Annotated in this window: 14 protein-coding genes; 7 read left to right on the top strand and 7 right to left on the bottom strand. The window is 73.0% G+C overall.

Going from position 1 to position 14,821, the window contains the following annotated elements:
- Positions 1–47: 47 nt before the first annotated feature.
- Positions 48–278 (top strand): hypothetical protein, encoded by a 231-nt coding sequence (locus ABD785_RS25585; protein WP_344832923.1) that lies wholly within the window; start codon positions 48–50, stop codon positions 276–278.
- 19 nt (positions 279–297) lie between these two features.
- Here ABD785_RS25585 and ABD785_RS25580 read toward each other — a convergent pair whose 3' ends face one another.
- Both ABD785_RS25580 and ABD785_RS25575 read right to left on the bottom strand, forming a co-directional pair.
- Entirely contained in the window at positions 298–1,290 is a 993-nt protein-coding gene (locus tag ABD785_RS25580; protein ID WP_344832921.1) for a hypothetical protein, read from the bottom strand.
- Between the two features lie 75 nt (positions 1,291–1,365).
- Positions 1,366–2,259: a helix-turn-helix domain-containing protein gene (locus tag ABD785_RS25575; protein WP_344832919.1), complete on the bottom strand. Its 894-nt coding sequence runs from the start codon at positions 2,257–2,259 to the stop codon at positions 1,366–1,368.
- Positions 2,260–2,346: 87 nt separating this feature from the next.
- Here ABD785_RS25575 and ABD785_RS25570 point away from each other — a divergent pair, with 87 nt between their 5' ends.
- The 4 genes from ABD785_RS25570 to ABD785_RS25555 all read left to right on the top strand — a co-directional run bounded on the left by ABD785_RS25570 (position 2,347) and on the right by ABD785_RS25555 (position 6,315).
- Entirely contained in the window at positions 2,347–3,522 is a 1,176-nt protein-coding gene (locus ABD785_RS25570) for a hypothetical protein (RefSeq protein ID WP_344832917.1), read from the top strand.
- Entirely contained in the window at positions 3,522–4,307 is a 786-nt protein-coding gene (locus ABD785_RS25565) for an SDR family oxidoreductase (RefSeq protein ID WP_344832915.1), read from the top strand. The genes ABD785_RS25570 and ABD785_RS25565 overlap by 1 nt, the downstream gene beginning before the upstream one ends.
- 19 nt (positions 4,308–4,326) lie before the next feature.
- Positions 4,327–5,463 carry a sulfotransferase family protein gene (locus ABD785_RS25560; RefSeq protein WP_344832912.1) on the top strand — a complete coding sequence of 379 codons (1,137 nt, stop codon included), beginning with the start codon at positions 4,327–4,329 and terminating at the stop codon, positions 5,461–5,463.
- Between the two features lie 78 nt (positions 5,464–5,541).
- Positions 5,542–6,315 carry a hypothetical protein gene (locus tag ABD785_RS25555; RefSeq protein ID WP_344832911.1) on the top strand — a complete coding sequence of 258 codons (774 nt, stop codon included), beginning with the start codon at positions 5,542–5,544 and terminating at the stop codon, positions 6,313–6,315.
- Here the strand turns inward: ABD785_RS25555 and ABD785_RS25550 are convergent.
- Together ABD785_RS25550 and ABD785_RS25545 are read right to left on the bottom strand one after the other, a co-directional pair.
- Entirely contained in the window at positions 6,312–7,010 is a 699-nt protein-coding gene (locus tag ABD785_RS25550) for a GOLPH3/VPS74 family protein (RefSeq protein WP_344832909.1), read from the bottom strand. The two genes, ABD785_RS25555 and ABD785_RS25550, sit on opposite strands and share 4 nt — an antisense overlap.
- Positions 7,011–7,019: 9 nt before the next feature.
- Positions 7,020–8,648, bottom strand: coding sequence for a penicillin-binding transpeptidase domain-containing protein (locus ABD785_RS25545; RefSeq protein ID WP_344832907.1), 1,629 nt, complete (start codon positions 8,646–8,648; stop codon positions 7,020–7,022).
- 107 nt (positions 8,649–8,755) lie between these two features.
- On the opposite strand from ABD785_RS25545, the gene ABD785_RS25540 reads away from it, so the two are divergent.
- Both ABD785_RS25540 and ABD785_RS25535 read left to right on the top strand, forming a co-directional pair.
- Positions 8,756–9,694, top strand: a complete 939-nt coding sequence (locus ABD785_RS25540) for a LysR family transcriptional regulator (protein ID WP_344832904.1) — start codon at positions 8,756–8,758, stop codon at positions 9,692–9,694.
- Positions 9,691–10,608: a serine hydrolase gene (locus ABD785_RS25535; RefSeq protein ID WP_344832901.1), complete on the top strand. Its 918-nt coding sequence runs from the start codon at positions 9,691–9,693 to the stop codon at positions 10,606–10,608. The genes ABD785_RS25540 and ABD785_RS25535 overlap by 4 nt, the downstream gene beginning before the upstream one ends.
- On the opposite strand, the gene ABD785_RS25530 is transcribed toward ABD785_RS25535, so the two are convergent.
- From ABD785_RS25530 to ABD785_RS25520, 3 genes are read right to left on the bottom strand one after another with little or no spacing between them, the layout of a single operon-like run.
- Positions 10,575–11,711, bottom strand: coding sequence for a hypothetical protein (locus ABD785_RS25530; RefSeq protein WP_344832899.1), 1,137 nt, complete (start codon positions 11,709–11,711; stop codon positions 10,575–10,577). The genes ABD785_RS25535 and ABD785_RS25530 overlap by 34 nt on opposite strands.
- Positions 11,708–14,080 carry a beta-glucosidase family protein gene (locus ABD785_RS25525; protein WP_344832897.1) on the bottom strand — a complete coding sequence of 791 codons (2,373 nt, stop codon included), beginning with the start codon at positions 14,078–14,080 and terminating at the stop codon, positions 11,708–11,710. Before ABD785_RS25525 ends, ABD785_RS25530 begins: the two co-directional genes overlap by 4 nt.
- A gap of 23 nt (positions 14,081–14,103) precedes the next feature.
- Positions 14,104–14,805, bottom strand: a complete 702-nt coding sequence (locus tag ABD785_RS25520; protein ID WP_344832896.1) for a TetR/AcrR family transcriptional regulator — start codon at positions 14,803–14,805, stop codon at positions 14,104–14,106.
- Positions 14,806–14,821 lie beyond the last annotated feature (16 nt).

The following is a 14,821-nucleotide window of genomic DNA, read 5'->3' as shown; positions in this document are numbered from 1 at the left end:
GCCGGTTAGGCTCGAACCGCCGCTGACCTCTTCCCCCGGGAGCCCCGATGCCGTGGATCTCAGGCTATACACGCGCCGACGGAACCAAGGTGCGAGGCCACTACCGCAGCAACCCCACCGAGATCGGAGCCGGAGCGACGGCCCTGATCGCCGTGATCGCCGCCGTCTTCTTCTTCACGACCCGGGGCGACGACAAGCCCGAGGTCAGGCTCGAACCCTCCCCCTCGGCATCCCCCTCCGCCACCATCACCGAACTCCCGAAGATCCGCATCCCCTGACCCTCAGTGACCCTGACCCTCAGTGACCCGGCACCTTCGTCGCCAGGGGCGCGGAGTAGCCGGTGACGACGCCCTTCGCTGACAGCAGGACGGCACGGATCTGGCCGGTGCAGTGAGCGGAGAAGGTGCCCTTGAAGCGGCCCTTGGCGTCGGCGCGGCCTTCGAGCAGCCGGACGCCCTTCCAGCCGCCCCAGCCGTCCTCACCGCAGCGCTGCTCGATGATCACCCGGATCCGCTTGGCGGCCTTGAACGCGCTGCCCGTGGCCGAAGGGACGTACCAGGCCGTCCCGCTGATGGTGACCTTGCTCTGGTAGGCGGCCTGGACGCGGCTCAGCCGGAAGGGTGAGACCTTCGTCCGGTAGGCGCGCAGGGCCGGGCTCCGGACCGCCAGGAGATCCCTGCCCCCGGCGAACCCGATCCGCCAGTAGCCGAGCTTCGCGGCCTTCACGCTCACGGAGAACGGGAACTCGCGGTTCTGGTCGCGCCTGCTCGTCACCTTCCTGACGGTCTTCCAGGGGCCCTTCGCCGTCCGTCCCTGCTGGAAGGTCAGCCGCACCGACGTCTGCGAGGTGGTGGAGCCCGCCCCGAGTACGTAGTGCCCCCGGATCCGGACCTTCCCGCCGACCGGGACGATCTCCGTGAGACTCATCCGCGGCCGTGCCCGCACGCCCACGGCCACCTCGCCGCTGGTCCCCTTCCACCACTCGGCCGTGAACCGCCCGGTCACCTTGGCGATCAGCCGCACCGAGTACCGGCCTTGCGCGTCGGTGACGGCCCTGCCGGTCCCCGCGCTTCCCCCGCGCACCGTGATCCGCTCACCGGCGACCGGCGCGGGCCCGGCCTCGCCCTCCACCGTCAGCACCCCGCTGATCGTGAACGGCTTCCCCTCGTCCACCCACACCGCCGACGCCCGAGCCGTCAGCTCGTCGTCACCGGGAGCCCGAGCCGACGCCCCCACCGCCCCGCCCACGACGACCCAGCACCCCACGAGAACGGCCAGAACACGCTTCATCCCACACTCCTGATCGGAAACCCCGTGACCTTACAGCCTGAAGATCGCTTAGGCCCGTTTTCTCCCGCGTGATCGTCAGCGGGCGGGGAGGCGGCCGCCGAGTTCGGCGGTGATGGTGGCGGCGGCGGTGACGAGGGCGGCGCCGCGGTGGGTGATCTCGGTGCCGGTGATGGAGGTGCCGACATGAAGGGTCAGGACCAGGTCCTGGGCGCCCTCGGCGTCGTAGGTCGGGGCGGCGATCAGGTGGACGGGGTGGAGGTCGGCGGGAGCAAGGTCGGCGCCGAGATAGACGCGTTCGCCCAGGCTGGAGACCATCTCGCCCATGAGGGCGCGCACCTCGTCGGGCAGGTCGTAGGCCGCGACGCCCGCCATCAGGGCGTGCAGGCGGGTCCCGAACGGGGTGAGCGTCTCGACCAGGTAGCCGGTGGCACGGCAGCGGGACACCACCGTGCGGAGATGCTCGCGGTCCATGCGCATCGGGAGGGTCGGCTCCTTGGCGAGCCAGCGGTCGAACTCGGCGTCCGGCGCCCACAGCACGTACATCAGGCCGCTCGGCGGGGCGAACGGGTAGCGCTCCCCCACCTTGACGGGCGGTGCCCCCGGCGGCACCACCGTCTCCAGCACCATGATCTCCTCGCCGAGGACCGTGGACGCCGCGCAGGTCGCCCGGTACCGCTCCATCAGCGGTGTCAGATGACGGCGGGCGACGTCGGCGGCGGCGAAACTCTCCTGGGCGACCCTGCCCGCGGCGATCAGGGCGGGGCCGAGGCCGTAGGTGAGCGTTCTGGCGTCCCTGACCAGGTAACCGGCGGCCGTCAGCTCGACGAGGATCCCCAGGCAGGTCGGCTTGCTCATGCCGAGGGCACGGGCCAGCGCCGACAGGCCGGCGCGCTCCCCGCGGGCCGCGACGAAATGATCGAGGACGGCCACGACCCGGGCCGTCGGCGGGGATCGGCGCTCCGCCGGCATTGACCACTCCCTAGAACCGGTTCTAGTCTCGCGGTTGAGAAACTACCGCAACGGTACATATTTGTACCGCACGATCGGGAGGTCCGGATGGCCACGCAGTCCTTCGCCGCCGCGATAGCGGAGGCCGAGCGGATCATCCGCGAGGCGAAGCACGTCCGGACGGAACAGGATCTCGCCGAGGGCCTGGAGTACCTCGCGGGGAGCACCAAGGCCTGCCTGCACATGGCCTGGTCCTACGAGCGCGAGTACCCCTACTTCGCCAGCTCGACCGGGCCGTACTCCAAGCTCGGGCTGGACAACCCCGACACCCTCTACTTCAACGCCTACATCCGCGACGACGCCGAGTACGTGGTGACCGGCCGGCGCGGCAGCACGTCCGACCTGAGCTTCCAGGTCCTCAACGGCGACTACACCCCGGCCCAGTCGCCCGACAGCCTCGCCGCCTTCGACGACCGCGACATCGAGATCGCCCCCGACGGCTCCTACGAGGTGCGCTTCGGGCCCGCGCGTGCGGACGCGGGCCCGAACTACTTCACCCTCGGCAAGGGTTCGACGATGCTGCTGGTCAGGGAGGTCTTCTCCGACTGGGCCACCGAGCGTCCCGGGGAGATCCGCATCCACCGGCCGGACACCCTCGGCACCGCTCCCCCCGCGGTGTCGGCCGAGAAGATGGCCCAGCGGTTCGACGTCGCGGGGAAGATGCTGGTCTCCCGGATCCGCACGTTCCTCGCCTTCCCCGAGTGGCACTACCTCCAGCTCCCGGTGAACACGATGACCGAGCCGCGGCACACCCCCGGCGGGCTCGCCACCCAGTTCTCCTCGGTCGGCCACTACGACCTCGCCGACGACCAGGCGATGGTGATCACGGTCCCGGCCTCACCGAAGGACGTCGCCCCCTACCAGGGGTTCCAGCTCGGCAGCCTCTGGTACGTCTCGCTCGACTACATCAACCACCAGACGAGCCTCACCGGCGACCAGGCCGCCGTCGACCCCGACGGGATGATCCGGTACGTCGTCAGCGAGCGCGACCCCGGCCTCGCCAACTGGATCGAGCGCACCGGCCACGACCGCGGCTTCCTGCAGATCCGCTGGCAGCGCCTCACCCGGGCGCTCGAGGCCGCCGACGGTCCCACGGTCGAGGTCGTCCCCTTCGACGATCTGCACAAGATCCCCTTCCACGAGGAGCAGCGCGTCACCCCGGCGCAGTGGGCGGAGCGGATCGCCGCCCGCCAGACGGCCGTCGCGCGCAGGATGCTCGGCTGATGCCGCTCGAAGGACTCGACGGGAAGGCCGTCGTCGTCTCGGGCATCGGCCCCGGGCTCGGCCGCGGCATCGCCCTCCAGTGCGCGAAGGCCGGGGCCGACCTGGTGCTGGCCGCCCGCACCCAGGCACGGCTCGACGAGATCGCCGAGGAGGTCGAGAAGCTCGGCCGCCGGGCCGTGACCGTGCGGACCGACATCACCGACGAGGCGTCCTGCGAGCATCTCGCCGAGGCCTCGCTGGAGGCGTTCGGGCGGGTCGACGGCCTGGTCAACAACGCCTTCTCCATCCCCCCGATGATCGACCTCGCGGACACGAGCCTCGCGGCGATCCGGACGGCCTTCGAGGTCAACGTGCTGGCGGCGCTCCGGCTGACCCGGCTGTTCGCCCCGGCGCTCGCCGAGCACCGCGGCTCCGTCGTGATGATCAACTCGTCGGTGCTGCGGCACTCCCGGCTCACCTTCGGCGCCTACAAGATGTCGAAGGCCGCGCTGCTCGCGCTCGCCCAGTCGCTGTCGACCGAGCTCGGCCCGGCCGGCATCCGGGTCAACACGGTCGCCCCCGGCTACATCTGGGCCGACTCCCTGAAGTGGTACTTCGACTTCCTCGCGGGCGAGCGCGGCGTCCCCGCCCAGCAGGTCTACGACGAGACCGCCGCGACCACCGACCTGCGCAAGCTCCCCGAACCCGACGAGATCGCCGACGCCGTGGTGTTCCTGCTGTCCCCGCTCGCCCGAGCGATCACCGGACAGTGCCTGGACGTCAACTGCGGCGAGTGGCACCACTGAACGGAAGAGGTTGAGAGATTTGACCCGCGACAACGTCGGGACGGTCGAGGATCTGCACGCCTCGGCCACGAGGATCACCGGCCTCTCGGACTTCGGCTCCGACCCCTACGTCGACGGCCTCGAGGTGCTGCTGGAGTCCTATGCGAAGGACGCCGCGTTCACCCCGGCCGGAAGCAAGGTCACGCGCTCGTTCCTCCGGGGCGCGCTGGTCGCGAGGCTGCTGTCCGAGGCGGCCTGGAAGCGTCATCCCGAGCACGCGCAGGTGGCGGTCGAGCGTCCCGTCTTCGTGACGGGCCTGCCGCGCACCGGGACGACCGCGCTGCACCGCCTGCTCACCGCCGACCCCGCCCACCAGGGCCTCGAGGTGTGGCTGACCGAGATCCCGCAGCCCCGGCCGCCGCGCGAGACCTGGTCGGACGACCCCATGTTCCAGGCCATCCAGTCGGGCTACGAACGGCACCACATCGAGTTCCCCGAGTTCATGGGCGTCCACTACATGTCGGCGGACATGGTCGAGGAGTGCTGGCAGATCCTGCGGCAGTCGCTGCGGTCGATCTCCTTCGAGTGCCTCGCGCACGTCCCGACCTACTCGGCGTGGCTGGCCGGGCAGGACTGGACGCCCGCCTACGCCCGGCACCGGCGCAACCTCCAGCTCATCGGCCTCAACGATCCGGGGAAGCGCTGGGTGCTGAAGAACCCCAGCCACCTGTTCGCCCTCGACGCGATCATGAACGTCTATCCGGACGCCCTGATCATTCAGACGCACCGCTCCCCCAGCACGGCCATGGCCTCGATGTGCAGCCTGTCCGCCCACGCCACCGCCGGCTGGTCGACGGTCTTCGAGGGCTCGGTCATCGGCCGCGACCAGCTCGAACTGTGGGCACGCGGGCTGGAGGACTTCCGCGCCGAGCGGGCCGGGCACAGCCCGTCGCAGTTCTTCGACGTCGAGTACGCCGACTTCGTCCGCGACCCGCTGGGGACCGTCGAGGCCGCCTACGGGCACTTCGGCCTGACGCTCACCGACGACGCCCGCACCGCCATGGCCGGGCTGCACGAGGAGAGCAGATCCGGCGCCGGGCAGCCCGCCCACCGCTACGACCTGGCGGACTTCGGGCTGACCGCCGAGGAGCTCGACGAGCGGTTCCCCTCCGTCTGAGTCCGCCCGCAACCGAGGTGCTGTCGCCGGGACGTCAGCGTCTGGCCGGGCTTCTCGCGGACACGGAGGCGAACCAGCATGCGTGAGATCGACACCCTGTTCGGGGAGCTGCGCCGGGAGGTCGTCCCGAACGTCACCGGGCCCGCACCCGGAGAGATCATCGGGCGGGCCAGGGCCCGCCGCGCCCGGCGCCGGATCGCGGCGGGGACGGCGGCCGTGGTCGTCGCCGCGGGGCTGTTCGCCGTCCAGGCCGACCGCCGCGGCCACGACCCGGTCCTGACGCCCACCCCGGCGCCGACCCCGGCCCCGCACCTGCTGAAGGTCGCCGACCTGCTCTTCGCCGGGGCCGCGGCCGACGGCGACGAGCAGCGCTGGACCGCCCAGGACGACTCGCTCGACCCGCCGGCCATCGCGACCTGCCTGAACGGCCCGGTCGCCGGGGAGGACCCGTTCGGTGACGTGATCGAGGGTGCGGAGCAGCGGCTGTCGACCTCCTACAACGGCAACAAGGAGATCGGCAACGAGCTGACCCACACCTCGTTCAGCGAGCAGCTCATCGTCTTCACCGACCCGGCCGCCGCCCAGCGGATCATGCGACGGCTGGAGCAGGTCGTCGACGACTGCGAGGGCGCCGACGTCAAACGGTGGCCGATCGGCGACGAGGCGATCTCGTCCGTCTACGCCTTCCCCGGCACCCCGCCCCAGCGCACCCAGGGCGTCGCCTTCCGCCAGGGCCGCGTCATCGCGATCTACGGCGACCACCGCAACGACGGCCGCCGCCTCAAGACCCTCGGCGACCACCTCGACAACGCCCAGACCATGGCGGCCAGGCTCAGGGCCTGGGGTTTCTAGCTTCCGGCCGTGGCGGCGACGCTGGTGCTCGCCATCACGGCGATCATCACGGCGTTGACCTCCTGGACGGCCTTGCGGACGGCGGGGGCGGCCCAGTCCCCCTCGCCGATCTGCCTGCCGCGCCGCTTGACCGCGCCCTTGTCGGCGTCGGGGAAGAGCTTCGGCAGGGCGTCCACGGCGTTCAGCAGGGAGATGACGGCGGCGGTGCGGTCGCCGGGGTTCGCTCCTCCGACGACGGCCGCGGCGACCCGCTGGAGCAGTTCGGCCTCGACTCCCGGATCAGCGGGCTTCCAGGACGTCGTCGGGAACAACCCGAGGATCCTGCTCCGCTCCCGGGTGAGGAGCCCGGCCTCGGCCAGGTCCTCCAGCAGGGCCTCCTTCAGGTTCCCCGCCCGGTTCCGCCAGTCGCTCGCCCCGCCGATCCTGGAGACGGCGTCCTTGGGCCTGCGGCCCTCGGCGACGGCCAGCAGGTGGGACAGCCGCGGGTCGGAGGCGGGCGTCCCCGTCGCGACGAGGCGGCCGCGGGGGTGGGACGGGTCGTCCTCGCCGGTCAGCCGGAGCGCGCCGTCGAGGGTGAGCTCGACGATCGCCGCCCCGGCCAGGGCGGCGTTCAGGCGCGTCCCGTCGACCATCGGCTTACCGGTGTCGTCCCTGAGGATGAGCAGCAGGAGCTCTTCGGCGAGTGTCAGCTTCATGGTCCGACGCTACCCGCTCAAAGCGGACAGGAACCTGGCCGCGACCGGTGCGGCGGCCTCCGCGCCGGTGCCGCCGTCCTCGACGATCACCGAGAACGCCAGGTCACCGCGGTAGCCGATGAACCAGGCGTGGGTGGGCGGCTCCTCCCCCGAGCCGAACTCGGCGGTCCCGGTCTTGCCCGCCGTCCCGGCCGGGAAGGTGACCGCGTGGGCGGTGCCCTCGGTGACGACCGCGGGCATCAGGACGTGCAGCGCCCTGCGGACGGCGGGGTCGAGGGCGTGCGGCGGTTCGGGCTTCCTGCCGCCCGCGTCGAGCGCGAGAGCGGCGTCGGCGGCCGAGACCAGGCGTGGCGAGCGCCAGGTGCCGTCGGCGGCCGCCGCGGCGACGCTCGCCATGTTCAGCGGGCTGGTCAGCACCTCCCCCTGGCCGAAGGACGCCGCGGCGAGCGCGGTGTCGTCCTTGGTGTCGGGGAAGGCCGCCCGGACGGCCGGGAGCCCGGCGATGATCGGCGCGTTGAAGCCGAACTGGGTGGCGACCTGGCCGAGCCGCTTCTGCCCGAGGTCCCTCACGGCGAGATCGGCGAAGGTCGTGTTGCAGGAGTGGGCGAAGGCGTCGCGGAGCGGCACGGTGCCGAACGCCTCATGGCCGGCGTTCTTGAACGTCCGGCCGCCGATGGTCGTGGTGGCGGGGCAGCCGACCGGGCTCCTGGCGTCCCGGCCGCCCGCGACCAGCGCGGCCGCCGTGACGACCTTGAAGGTCGAGCCGGGCGGGTACCGGCCCATCAGCGCCCGGTTGTAGCCGCCCGGCTTGTTGACGACCGCGAGGATCTCGCCGGTCGACGGGCGCACCACGACCATCGAGGCGTTCTTGGTCACCGGGGTGACGGCCTCGCCCGCCGCCTTCTGGATCTTCGGATCGATCGTGGTCTTCAGCGGCCGGCCCGCGCCGCCGCCGAAGGTCTTGAGGGTCTTGACCCGGTTCCCCTCGGCGTCGACGATCCCGACGGCCACCGCGGGGGTGCCGGCCAGGCGCTTCTGGTACTGCCGCTGGAGACCGTCCAGGCCGACCGGGTCGCCCTTGCGGTAGGGGGCGCCGAGCTCGGCGGCGGCCTTGTCGGTGGCGGCGCCGACCGGGCCGACGAGCTGCTGCACCGAGCCGGACGGGCTGCCCGTGAGGCTGGAGCCGTCCGCGCCGGTGATCTTCGCGCGGTCCGGGAACGCACGCGAAGCGACGATCTTCTGCCCCTCGGCCAGGCCGGGGAACAGGACGGCGGGCGTCCAGCGGACGAGCCACTTCCCGTCGCGGCGCACGAAGCCGAACGTGCCGTCGTAGGACCAGGTCCTGTTCTCGCCGAGGGTGAGATCGGCGCGGTAGGCGGCGACCGCGTCCTCGTTCTTCCCGACGCCCTGGAGCCGGAAGCTCTGCGCCGTGACGCCCAGGCCGTCCCAGCCCGCCCTGATCTCCAGGTCGGCCGGGGCCCCGTCGGTCAGGGCCCGCATGGACGCGTAGTCCTTGCGCTGCCAGGCGTCCAGGAACCTCTCGGCGGCGGGCTTCGGGCCGTCGTCCCCGCTGGTCACCCAGAAGAGGCCGGCCCCCACGGCCGGGACGATCGTCAAGATGATTATCGAACGGCGCATCTGCGCCCCCTTCCCCGTATAGCGGCACATCACAGCAGATCAGCGGCATTATGTCCAAGATTCATATGGTTCTCGGAGTGATATGCGAACCGATATGATCGCTGGTCATGAACCTGGTGGGGCATCTGGAGTGCTTCGTCGCGGTGGCCGAGGAACTGCACTTCGGGCGGGCGGCGGAGCGGCTCGGCATGGCCCAGCCCCCGCTCAGCCAGCGCATCCAGCGGCTGGAACGTGAGCTCGGCACCCGGCTGTTCGACCGGTCGAGCCGCCGCGTGACCCTGACGGCGCCGGGGCTCCTGCTGCTCGACGAGGCCAGAGACCTGCTGGTGCGGGCGGAGCGGATCCAGACCGTCGCCGAGCGGGCCGGCGGGCTCGACGTCCTGCGGGCCGGGATCCCCGAGGACCTGGGCGGTCCCGTGGTCGCCGCGCTGATCGCGGCCGTCCGGGAGGCCAGGCCCGAGCTCACGCTGGAACTGCATCCCGCCTCGACCACCGACCAGCTGCGCGGGCTCGCCGACGGCACGCTCGCGGTCGGGGTGCTGCGGCATCCGTGCGAGACCCGGGGCCTGTCCCTCGGCCCGATGCTGGGGCAGCCGCTGGGGGTGCTGCTCCCCGGCGGGTCGCCGCTGGCCGACGCGCCGGAGGTCCATCTCGCCGATCTGGCCGGGCACGATCTCGTGCTGTTCCCGCGCGAGCAGTCGCCGGGAGCGCACGACGAGATCCTCGCCGCCTGCCGCCGGCACGGCTTCGACCCGCCGTCGGTCCACGAGTCGCCGCATCCGCAGTTCACGCTGGGTCTCGTTCTGGCCGGGACGGCCGTGGCGCTGCTGCCGCGGCCGGTCGAGCAGGAGGGGGCCCTCTGGCGTCCGCTGCTCGGCTCGCCGCTGACGCCCCGGACCTCGTGCGCCTGGCGCGGCGACCCCGGCCCCGCGGCCGAGGAGTTCGTGCGGATCGCGACCGGGGTCCTGCGCACCGAGGCGGCGATGGTCCCCGCCGTCCCGGCGCACCGGGTCGTCATGCGCCCGGCCTCGGGATTCCTGGCATGAGCGCGCGGCGGGAGACCTCGGCGATCGAGGCGGCGTTCCGGGCGGCCGGGGTCACCGGCCGGCTGCACGCCGTCGACCTGGACGGCGGCCGGGAGGTCGCGTTCGGGGCCGACGAGCCGGTCGTGCTGGCCTCCGTCTTCAAGGTGCCGCTGCTGGTGGCCTTCCACCGGGCGGCCGCGGCCGGGCGGATCGACCCGGCCGGGCGGGTCAGGCTGCGTCCCGGCGACCGGGTCCCGGGGCCGACGGGCACGTCCGTGCTCCTGGACGACGTCGAGATGTCACTGCGCGACCTGACCTGCCTGATGATCACCGTCAGCGACAACACGGCGGCCGACGCGGTCCTCGCCCGGGTCGGGGTCGACGCCGTGAACGCGGCCGCCGCCGAGCTCGGCCTGCCCGGGACCCGCATCGTCGGCACGGCCCGCGACCTGCACGACTCCCTGCTGGCCGACTCCGGCGCCGCCGACTACACCGAGCTCTGGACCAAGCTGGGCGAACCGGGCGTCCTGGACGGCCTGAGCGCCCTCGACCCGGCCCGGTCGGGCCGGAGCACCCCGCGCGAGATGACCCGCCTGCTCTCGATGATCTGGCGCGACGAGGCCGCCCCCGCCGCCGAGTGCGCCGCGATGCGCCGCCTGTTCTCCCTCCAGGTCTGGCCGCACCGCCTGGCCTCCGGCTTCCCCTACGACGACGTCCTCGTCAGCGGCAAGACCGGCACCCTCCCCACCCTCCGCAACGAGATCGGCGTCGTCGAGTACCCCGACGGCACCCGCTACGCCCTGGCCGTCTTCACCCGCTCCCCCCACCCCACCGCCGTCCACCCCAAGGCCGACGCCGCCATCGGCACCGCCGCCCGCCTCGCCGTCCACCACCTCCGCACTCAGAACCCTTCGTCGTCCGGCCCGTCCTCGTAGGGAAAGGCCAGCGTCAGACGGCCGGAGGCGTCCGAGCCGACCTCGAGCAGGCCCTTCGCGGCGGCGAAGTCCAGGGCCTCGTCGACCAGCCACGGCTCGGTCAGCAGCCGGTCCGCGAGATCCGCCGACGACGCCTCCAGGACGCCACCGGCACTCCACCGCGCGAGCGCCGTCAGGTCGGCGGCGAGCTTGGCGTACCGGGCGATGTCGGCGCGTAGGTCCATGAAGGCGAGCCGCTCCGGAAGGAGCCGGAGGACCTTCCGCGCGCTCGGCGGGACCTCCACGACCCGGAACCCCGCGGCGAGATCGCCCGCCAGCAGCCCGGCCGCCCGGTGGAAGGGCAGGAAACCGCGCAGAGTGGCCGGGTCCTGCACACCGAGCTGCGCGGCGAGGTCGGTGATCTCGGACCGCTGGGCGGCGGAGTACGGGTCGGGCTCGCCGGAGGCGGGCTCGGGCCAGAGCGGCCGGTCGAGCCAGTCCGCCCCGCGGCCGTGCTCCCTCCCCCACGCCTCCAGCAGCGCGACGGTCACCGCGCCGTGCTCGCGCTGGACGGCGTCCATGAACCACAGCAGGGCACGCGGCTCGTGGGGCAGCAGATCGTCCCAGTCCGACGGCGGCGCGGCGACGGCCGGAACCTTCCGGCGCAGGAAGCGCGGCGGCTCCGTGCCTCCGGGATCGGCCCAGAAACAGAGCGCCCATTCCGCGACGCCCTCAGCCCACCGCCGCGCGACCCTGACGCGGTACCGCCCTGCCCCCGGGAGCTCCAGCTCCGGCCCGAGACCTCCCCCGGTGAGCGCCTCCAGCGCGACCACCCCGCCCCGCACGAGGAGGGGTGTCTCCATGACGTCCTCCCAGGTGTCGAGCTCGAGCGGCGGCTCGGCGTCATGCAGCTCCAACCGGACGGCCGTGCCGTCGGACGTGGCATTGGCGTACAGCCAGCCCTCGCCCGCGACCGCGACGGTCCCGCCGGGATGGGCCTCGCTGTCGTACTCCTCCAGGATCCCCTCGCCGTCGTCGTCACCGTCGTAGCCGTCGTCGCGGAGCACGATCAGCCCGTATTCCGGAAAGTGGTCATCGTCCCGAACCGCACGCACCAGGGTCATGGCGCGATGGTAGTGACCGTGACCGTCAGTTTCGGGGTGGTGAGGGAGTGGGCGGCGGTCAGGGTGTGGGGGCCGGGGTGAGGGGTCCAGCCGGTGGGGGTCCAGGTCGCGAAGGAACGGCGGGGGATCTCGATGGTGACGGTGGTCGTGGTGCCGGGGGCGGCTTCGGCGACGGCGAAGCCGGCCAGCCAGCGGGCGGGGCGGGCGGGGTCGGGGGCGGTGGGTGAGAGGTAGGCCTGGACGACCTCGCGGCCGGGGCGGTCGCCGGTGTTGCGGAGTTCGACCGTGAGGGTGCCGTCGGCGTAGGCGGCGTGCTCGTAGGACCAGGTGGTGTAGCCGAGGCCCGAGCCGAAGGCGAAGGCGGGCTCGGCGGGGGCGCGGTCCCAGGCGCGGTAGCCGATGAGGACGCCCTCGTCGTAGCGCAGCTCGCCGTTCTCCGGGGTGCAGTTCACGACCGGGCAGTCCTCGAGCGTGGCGGGCCAGGTGGTGGGCAGGCGGCCGCCGGGCTCCTCGGCGCCGAGCAGGACGTCGGCGAGGGCGTGGCCGCCCTCCTGGCCGGGGAACCAGGTCAGCAGGATGCTCGCGACCCGGTCCCGCCACGGCATCTCGACCGGCGAACCGGCGTTGACCACGGCGATCGTGCGCGGATTGGCGGCGGCGACCCGTGCCATCAGCTCGTCCTGGCGGCCGGGGAGCCTCAGGGACGTCCGGTCGAAGCCCTCCGACTCGACCTCCTTGGACGTCCCGACCACGACCACCGCGACATCGGCGGCCGCGGCCACCGCGACGGCCTCGGCCATCAAAGCGTCGTCGTCCAGAACGGGCTCGCGGTGGGCGAGGGCGAAGGCGACGGCGGGCAGCGGCGTCCGCCTGCTCCTGAGGACGCGGTGGGTCAGGCTCACCTCGACCGGGCGTCCCGCGGCCAGCTCGATCGGGACGACCGTCTGCGGCGGGGTGAAGAACAGGCCGAACGGGTCGTCGCCGTCGGGCTCGACCGTGCCGTCGTAGAGGACCTCACCGCCGACCGTCAGCCGGTAGGCGCCGATCCCCTCCACCGCGAACCGGTGCGGCCCGCCGGTCTCGGGGACGTAGGTGCCCGCGACGGTGACGGCCGCCAGCCGCTCCCCGTCGATGCCGGCGGGCGGCCGCCCGATCCACAGGACCGCGCCGTCGGGCTGCTCGACCTCGCCGAGCACGGCGCCGTCGGCGTCGAAGGCGGTGGCGCGCAGGGCGAACCGGGCCGGAGGCAGCTTGGCACTGGGATCGGCGCCGCGCGCGTAGGTGACGTCGAGCCCGGCGGCGGTGAGGCCGTCGAGCGGGGAGACCACGTGCCCGGGGAAGACCTGGGCGCTGCCGCCGCCCATGACCCTGGCCTCCTTGGCGAGGCCGCCGATCAGGGCGATCCTCCTGTCCCGGCCGAGCGGGAGCAGGCCGCCGGAATTGGTGAGCAGCGTGAACGAGCGGGCGGCGACCTCGCGGGCCAGCGCCTCCCCGTCGATCTCCGCGACGGCGGGCGGCTCCGCCCCCTCGATCGCGCCGGTGCGCCGGGCCAGTTCCAGGACGCGCCCGACGTGCTCGTCCACGACGGCCTCCGGCAGCCGCCCGTCCTCGACGGCCCGGACGAGCGCCGGTCCGTAGACCGTCCGCGGCCCCGGCATCGCCACGTCGAGCCCGCCGAGGGCCGCCCGGACGGTGTCGCGCGCCCCGAACCAGTCGGAGACGGTGACGCCGTCGAAGCCCCACTCCCCGCGCAGGACGCCGTCGACGAGCTCCCCGTGCTCGCTCATGGTCGTCCCGTTGACGCCGTTGTAGGCCGTCATGATCCCGAATGGCCGCGCCTTCTCGACCACGATCTCGAACGGCCTCAGGTACAGCTCCCGCAGCGCCCGCTCGGCCACGACGACGTTCGCGGTCATCCGCTCGGTCTCGAAGTCGTTGGCCACGAAGTGCTTGACGGTCACGGCCACGCCGCCCGCCTGCACCCCGTTCACGTATCCGGCCGCGAGCTCGCCGGTCAGCAGCGGATCCTCGGAGAAGCACTCGAAGTGCCGTCCGCCGAGCGGCGACCGGTGCAGGTTGACGGTCGGCGCGAGCAGCACGTGGACGCCCTTGCGCCGCGCCTCCTGCGCCAGCAGCGCCCCGGCCCGGCGGGCGAGGCCGATGTCCCAGGTCGCGGCGAGCGCGGTGGGGCTCGGCAGCGCGATGGAGGGATCGGCGGCGCTCCAGGCGCCGCCCCTGACCCCGATCGGGCCGTCCGACATCACGATCGACCTGAGCCCCAGAGCCGGGACGGCCGGCAGCGTCCACATGTCCTGACCTGCGAGAAGAGCGGCCCTGGTCGCGAGATCGACGTTCGTCGGATGCACCATTCCCGAACTGTACGACGTCCGGCTCAGGACTCCGGGAGCAGGGCGTCCGCGGCGGTGAGGAAGAGGTCGAGGGCGCTCGGGTAGGCGCTGTCGTTCATGCGCGCGACCAGGTGACGGGCGGTCGCGGCGATGTGGGGATGGGTCGCGGCGGGCAGATGGGCGTAGGTGGCCCGCCACACCTCCTGGTCGGACTCGCGGGCGGCGGCGGGCAGGGCCAGCGAGGCGGCGTCGAGGACGGCGAAGGCCAGCGCCTGGTCGATGAACGTGTGGTAGAGCCGGACGGCCGCCGGGTCGGCGAAGCCCGCCCCCCGCAGGACGCCGAGCACGATCTCGTCCATCGCGACCTCGTGCGGGCGGCCCGAGACCCGGCTGGCCGTCAGGACGGCGGCCTGCGGATGGGCCACGTAGGCGGCGTGGATCCCCAGGCCCAGCTCGCGCAGGTCCTCGCGCCATCGCCCGGTGGCCTTCCAGCCCTGCAGGGCCCTGCCCCACAGCTCGTCGGCGATGGCCAGGGTGAGATCGTCCATGCCGCGGAAGTAGCGGTAGACCGCGCTCGGGTCCGCGCCGAGCGCCAGGCCGAGACGGCGCGCGGTGAGACCGGCCGCGCCGTGCTCGCGCAGCATCCGCAGGGCCGTCTCGACGATCAGTTCATGGGTGAGGACCCCGCCCTGCCGGGTCGGCCGGCGCCGTCTGCGGGCACCATCCGCGATCACTTCCTTGGCCATGCCGCACCCTCCTTAT

Origin of the sequence: Actinocorallia longicatena (assembly GCF_039534125.1) — a bacterium.
GTDB classification, from domain to species: Bacteria; Actinomycetota; Actinomycetes; order Streptosporangiales; family Streptosporangiaceae; genus Actinocorallia; species Actinocorallia longicatena.
The sequence above is the reverse complement of the archived record's forward strand: the minus strand, read 5'-3'. Positions and strand labels throughout refer to the sequence as shown.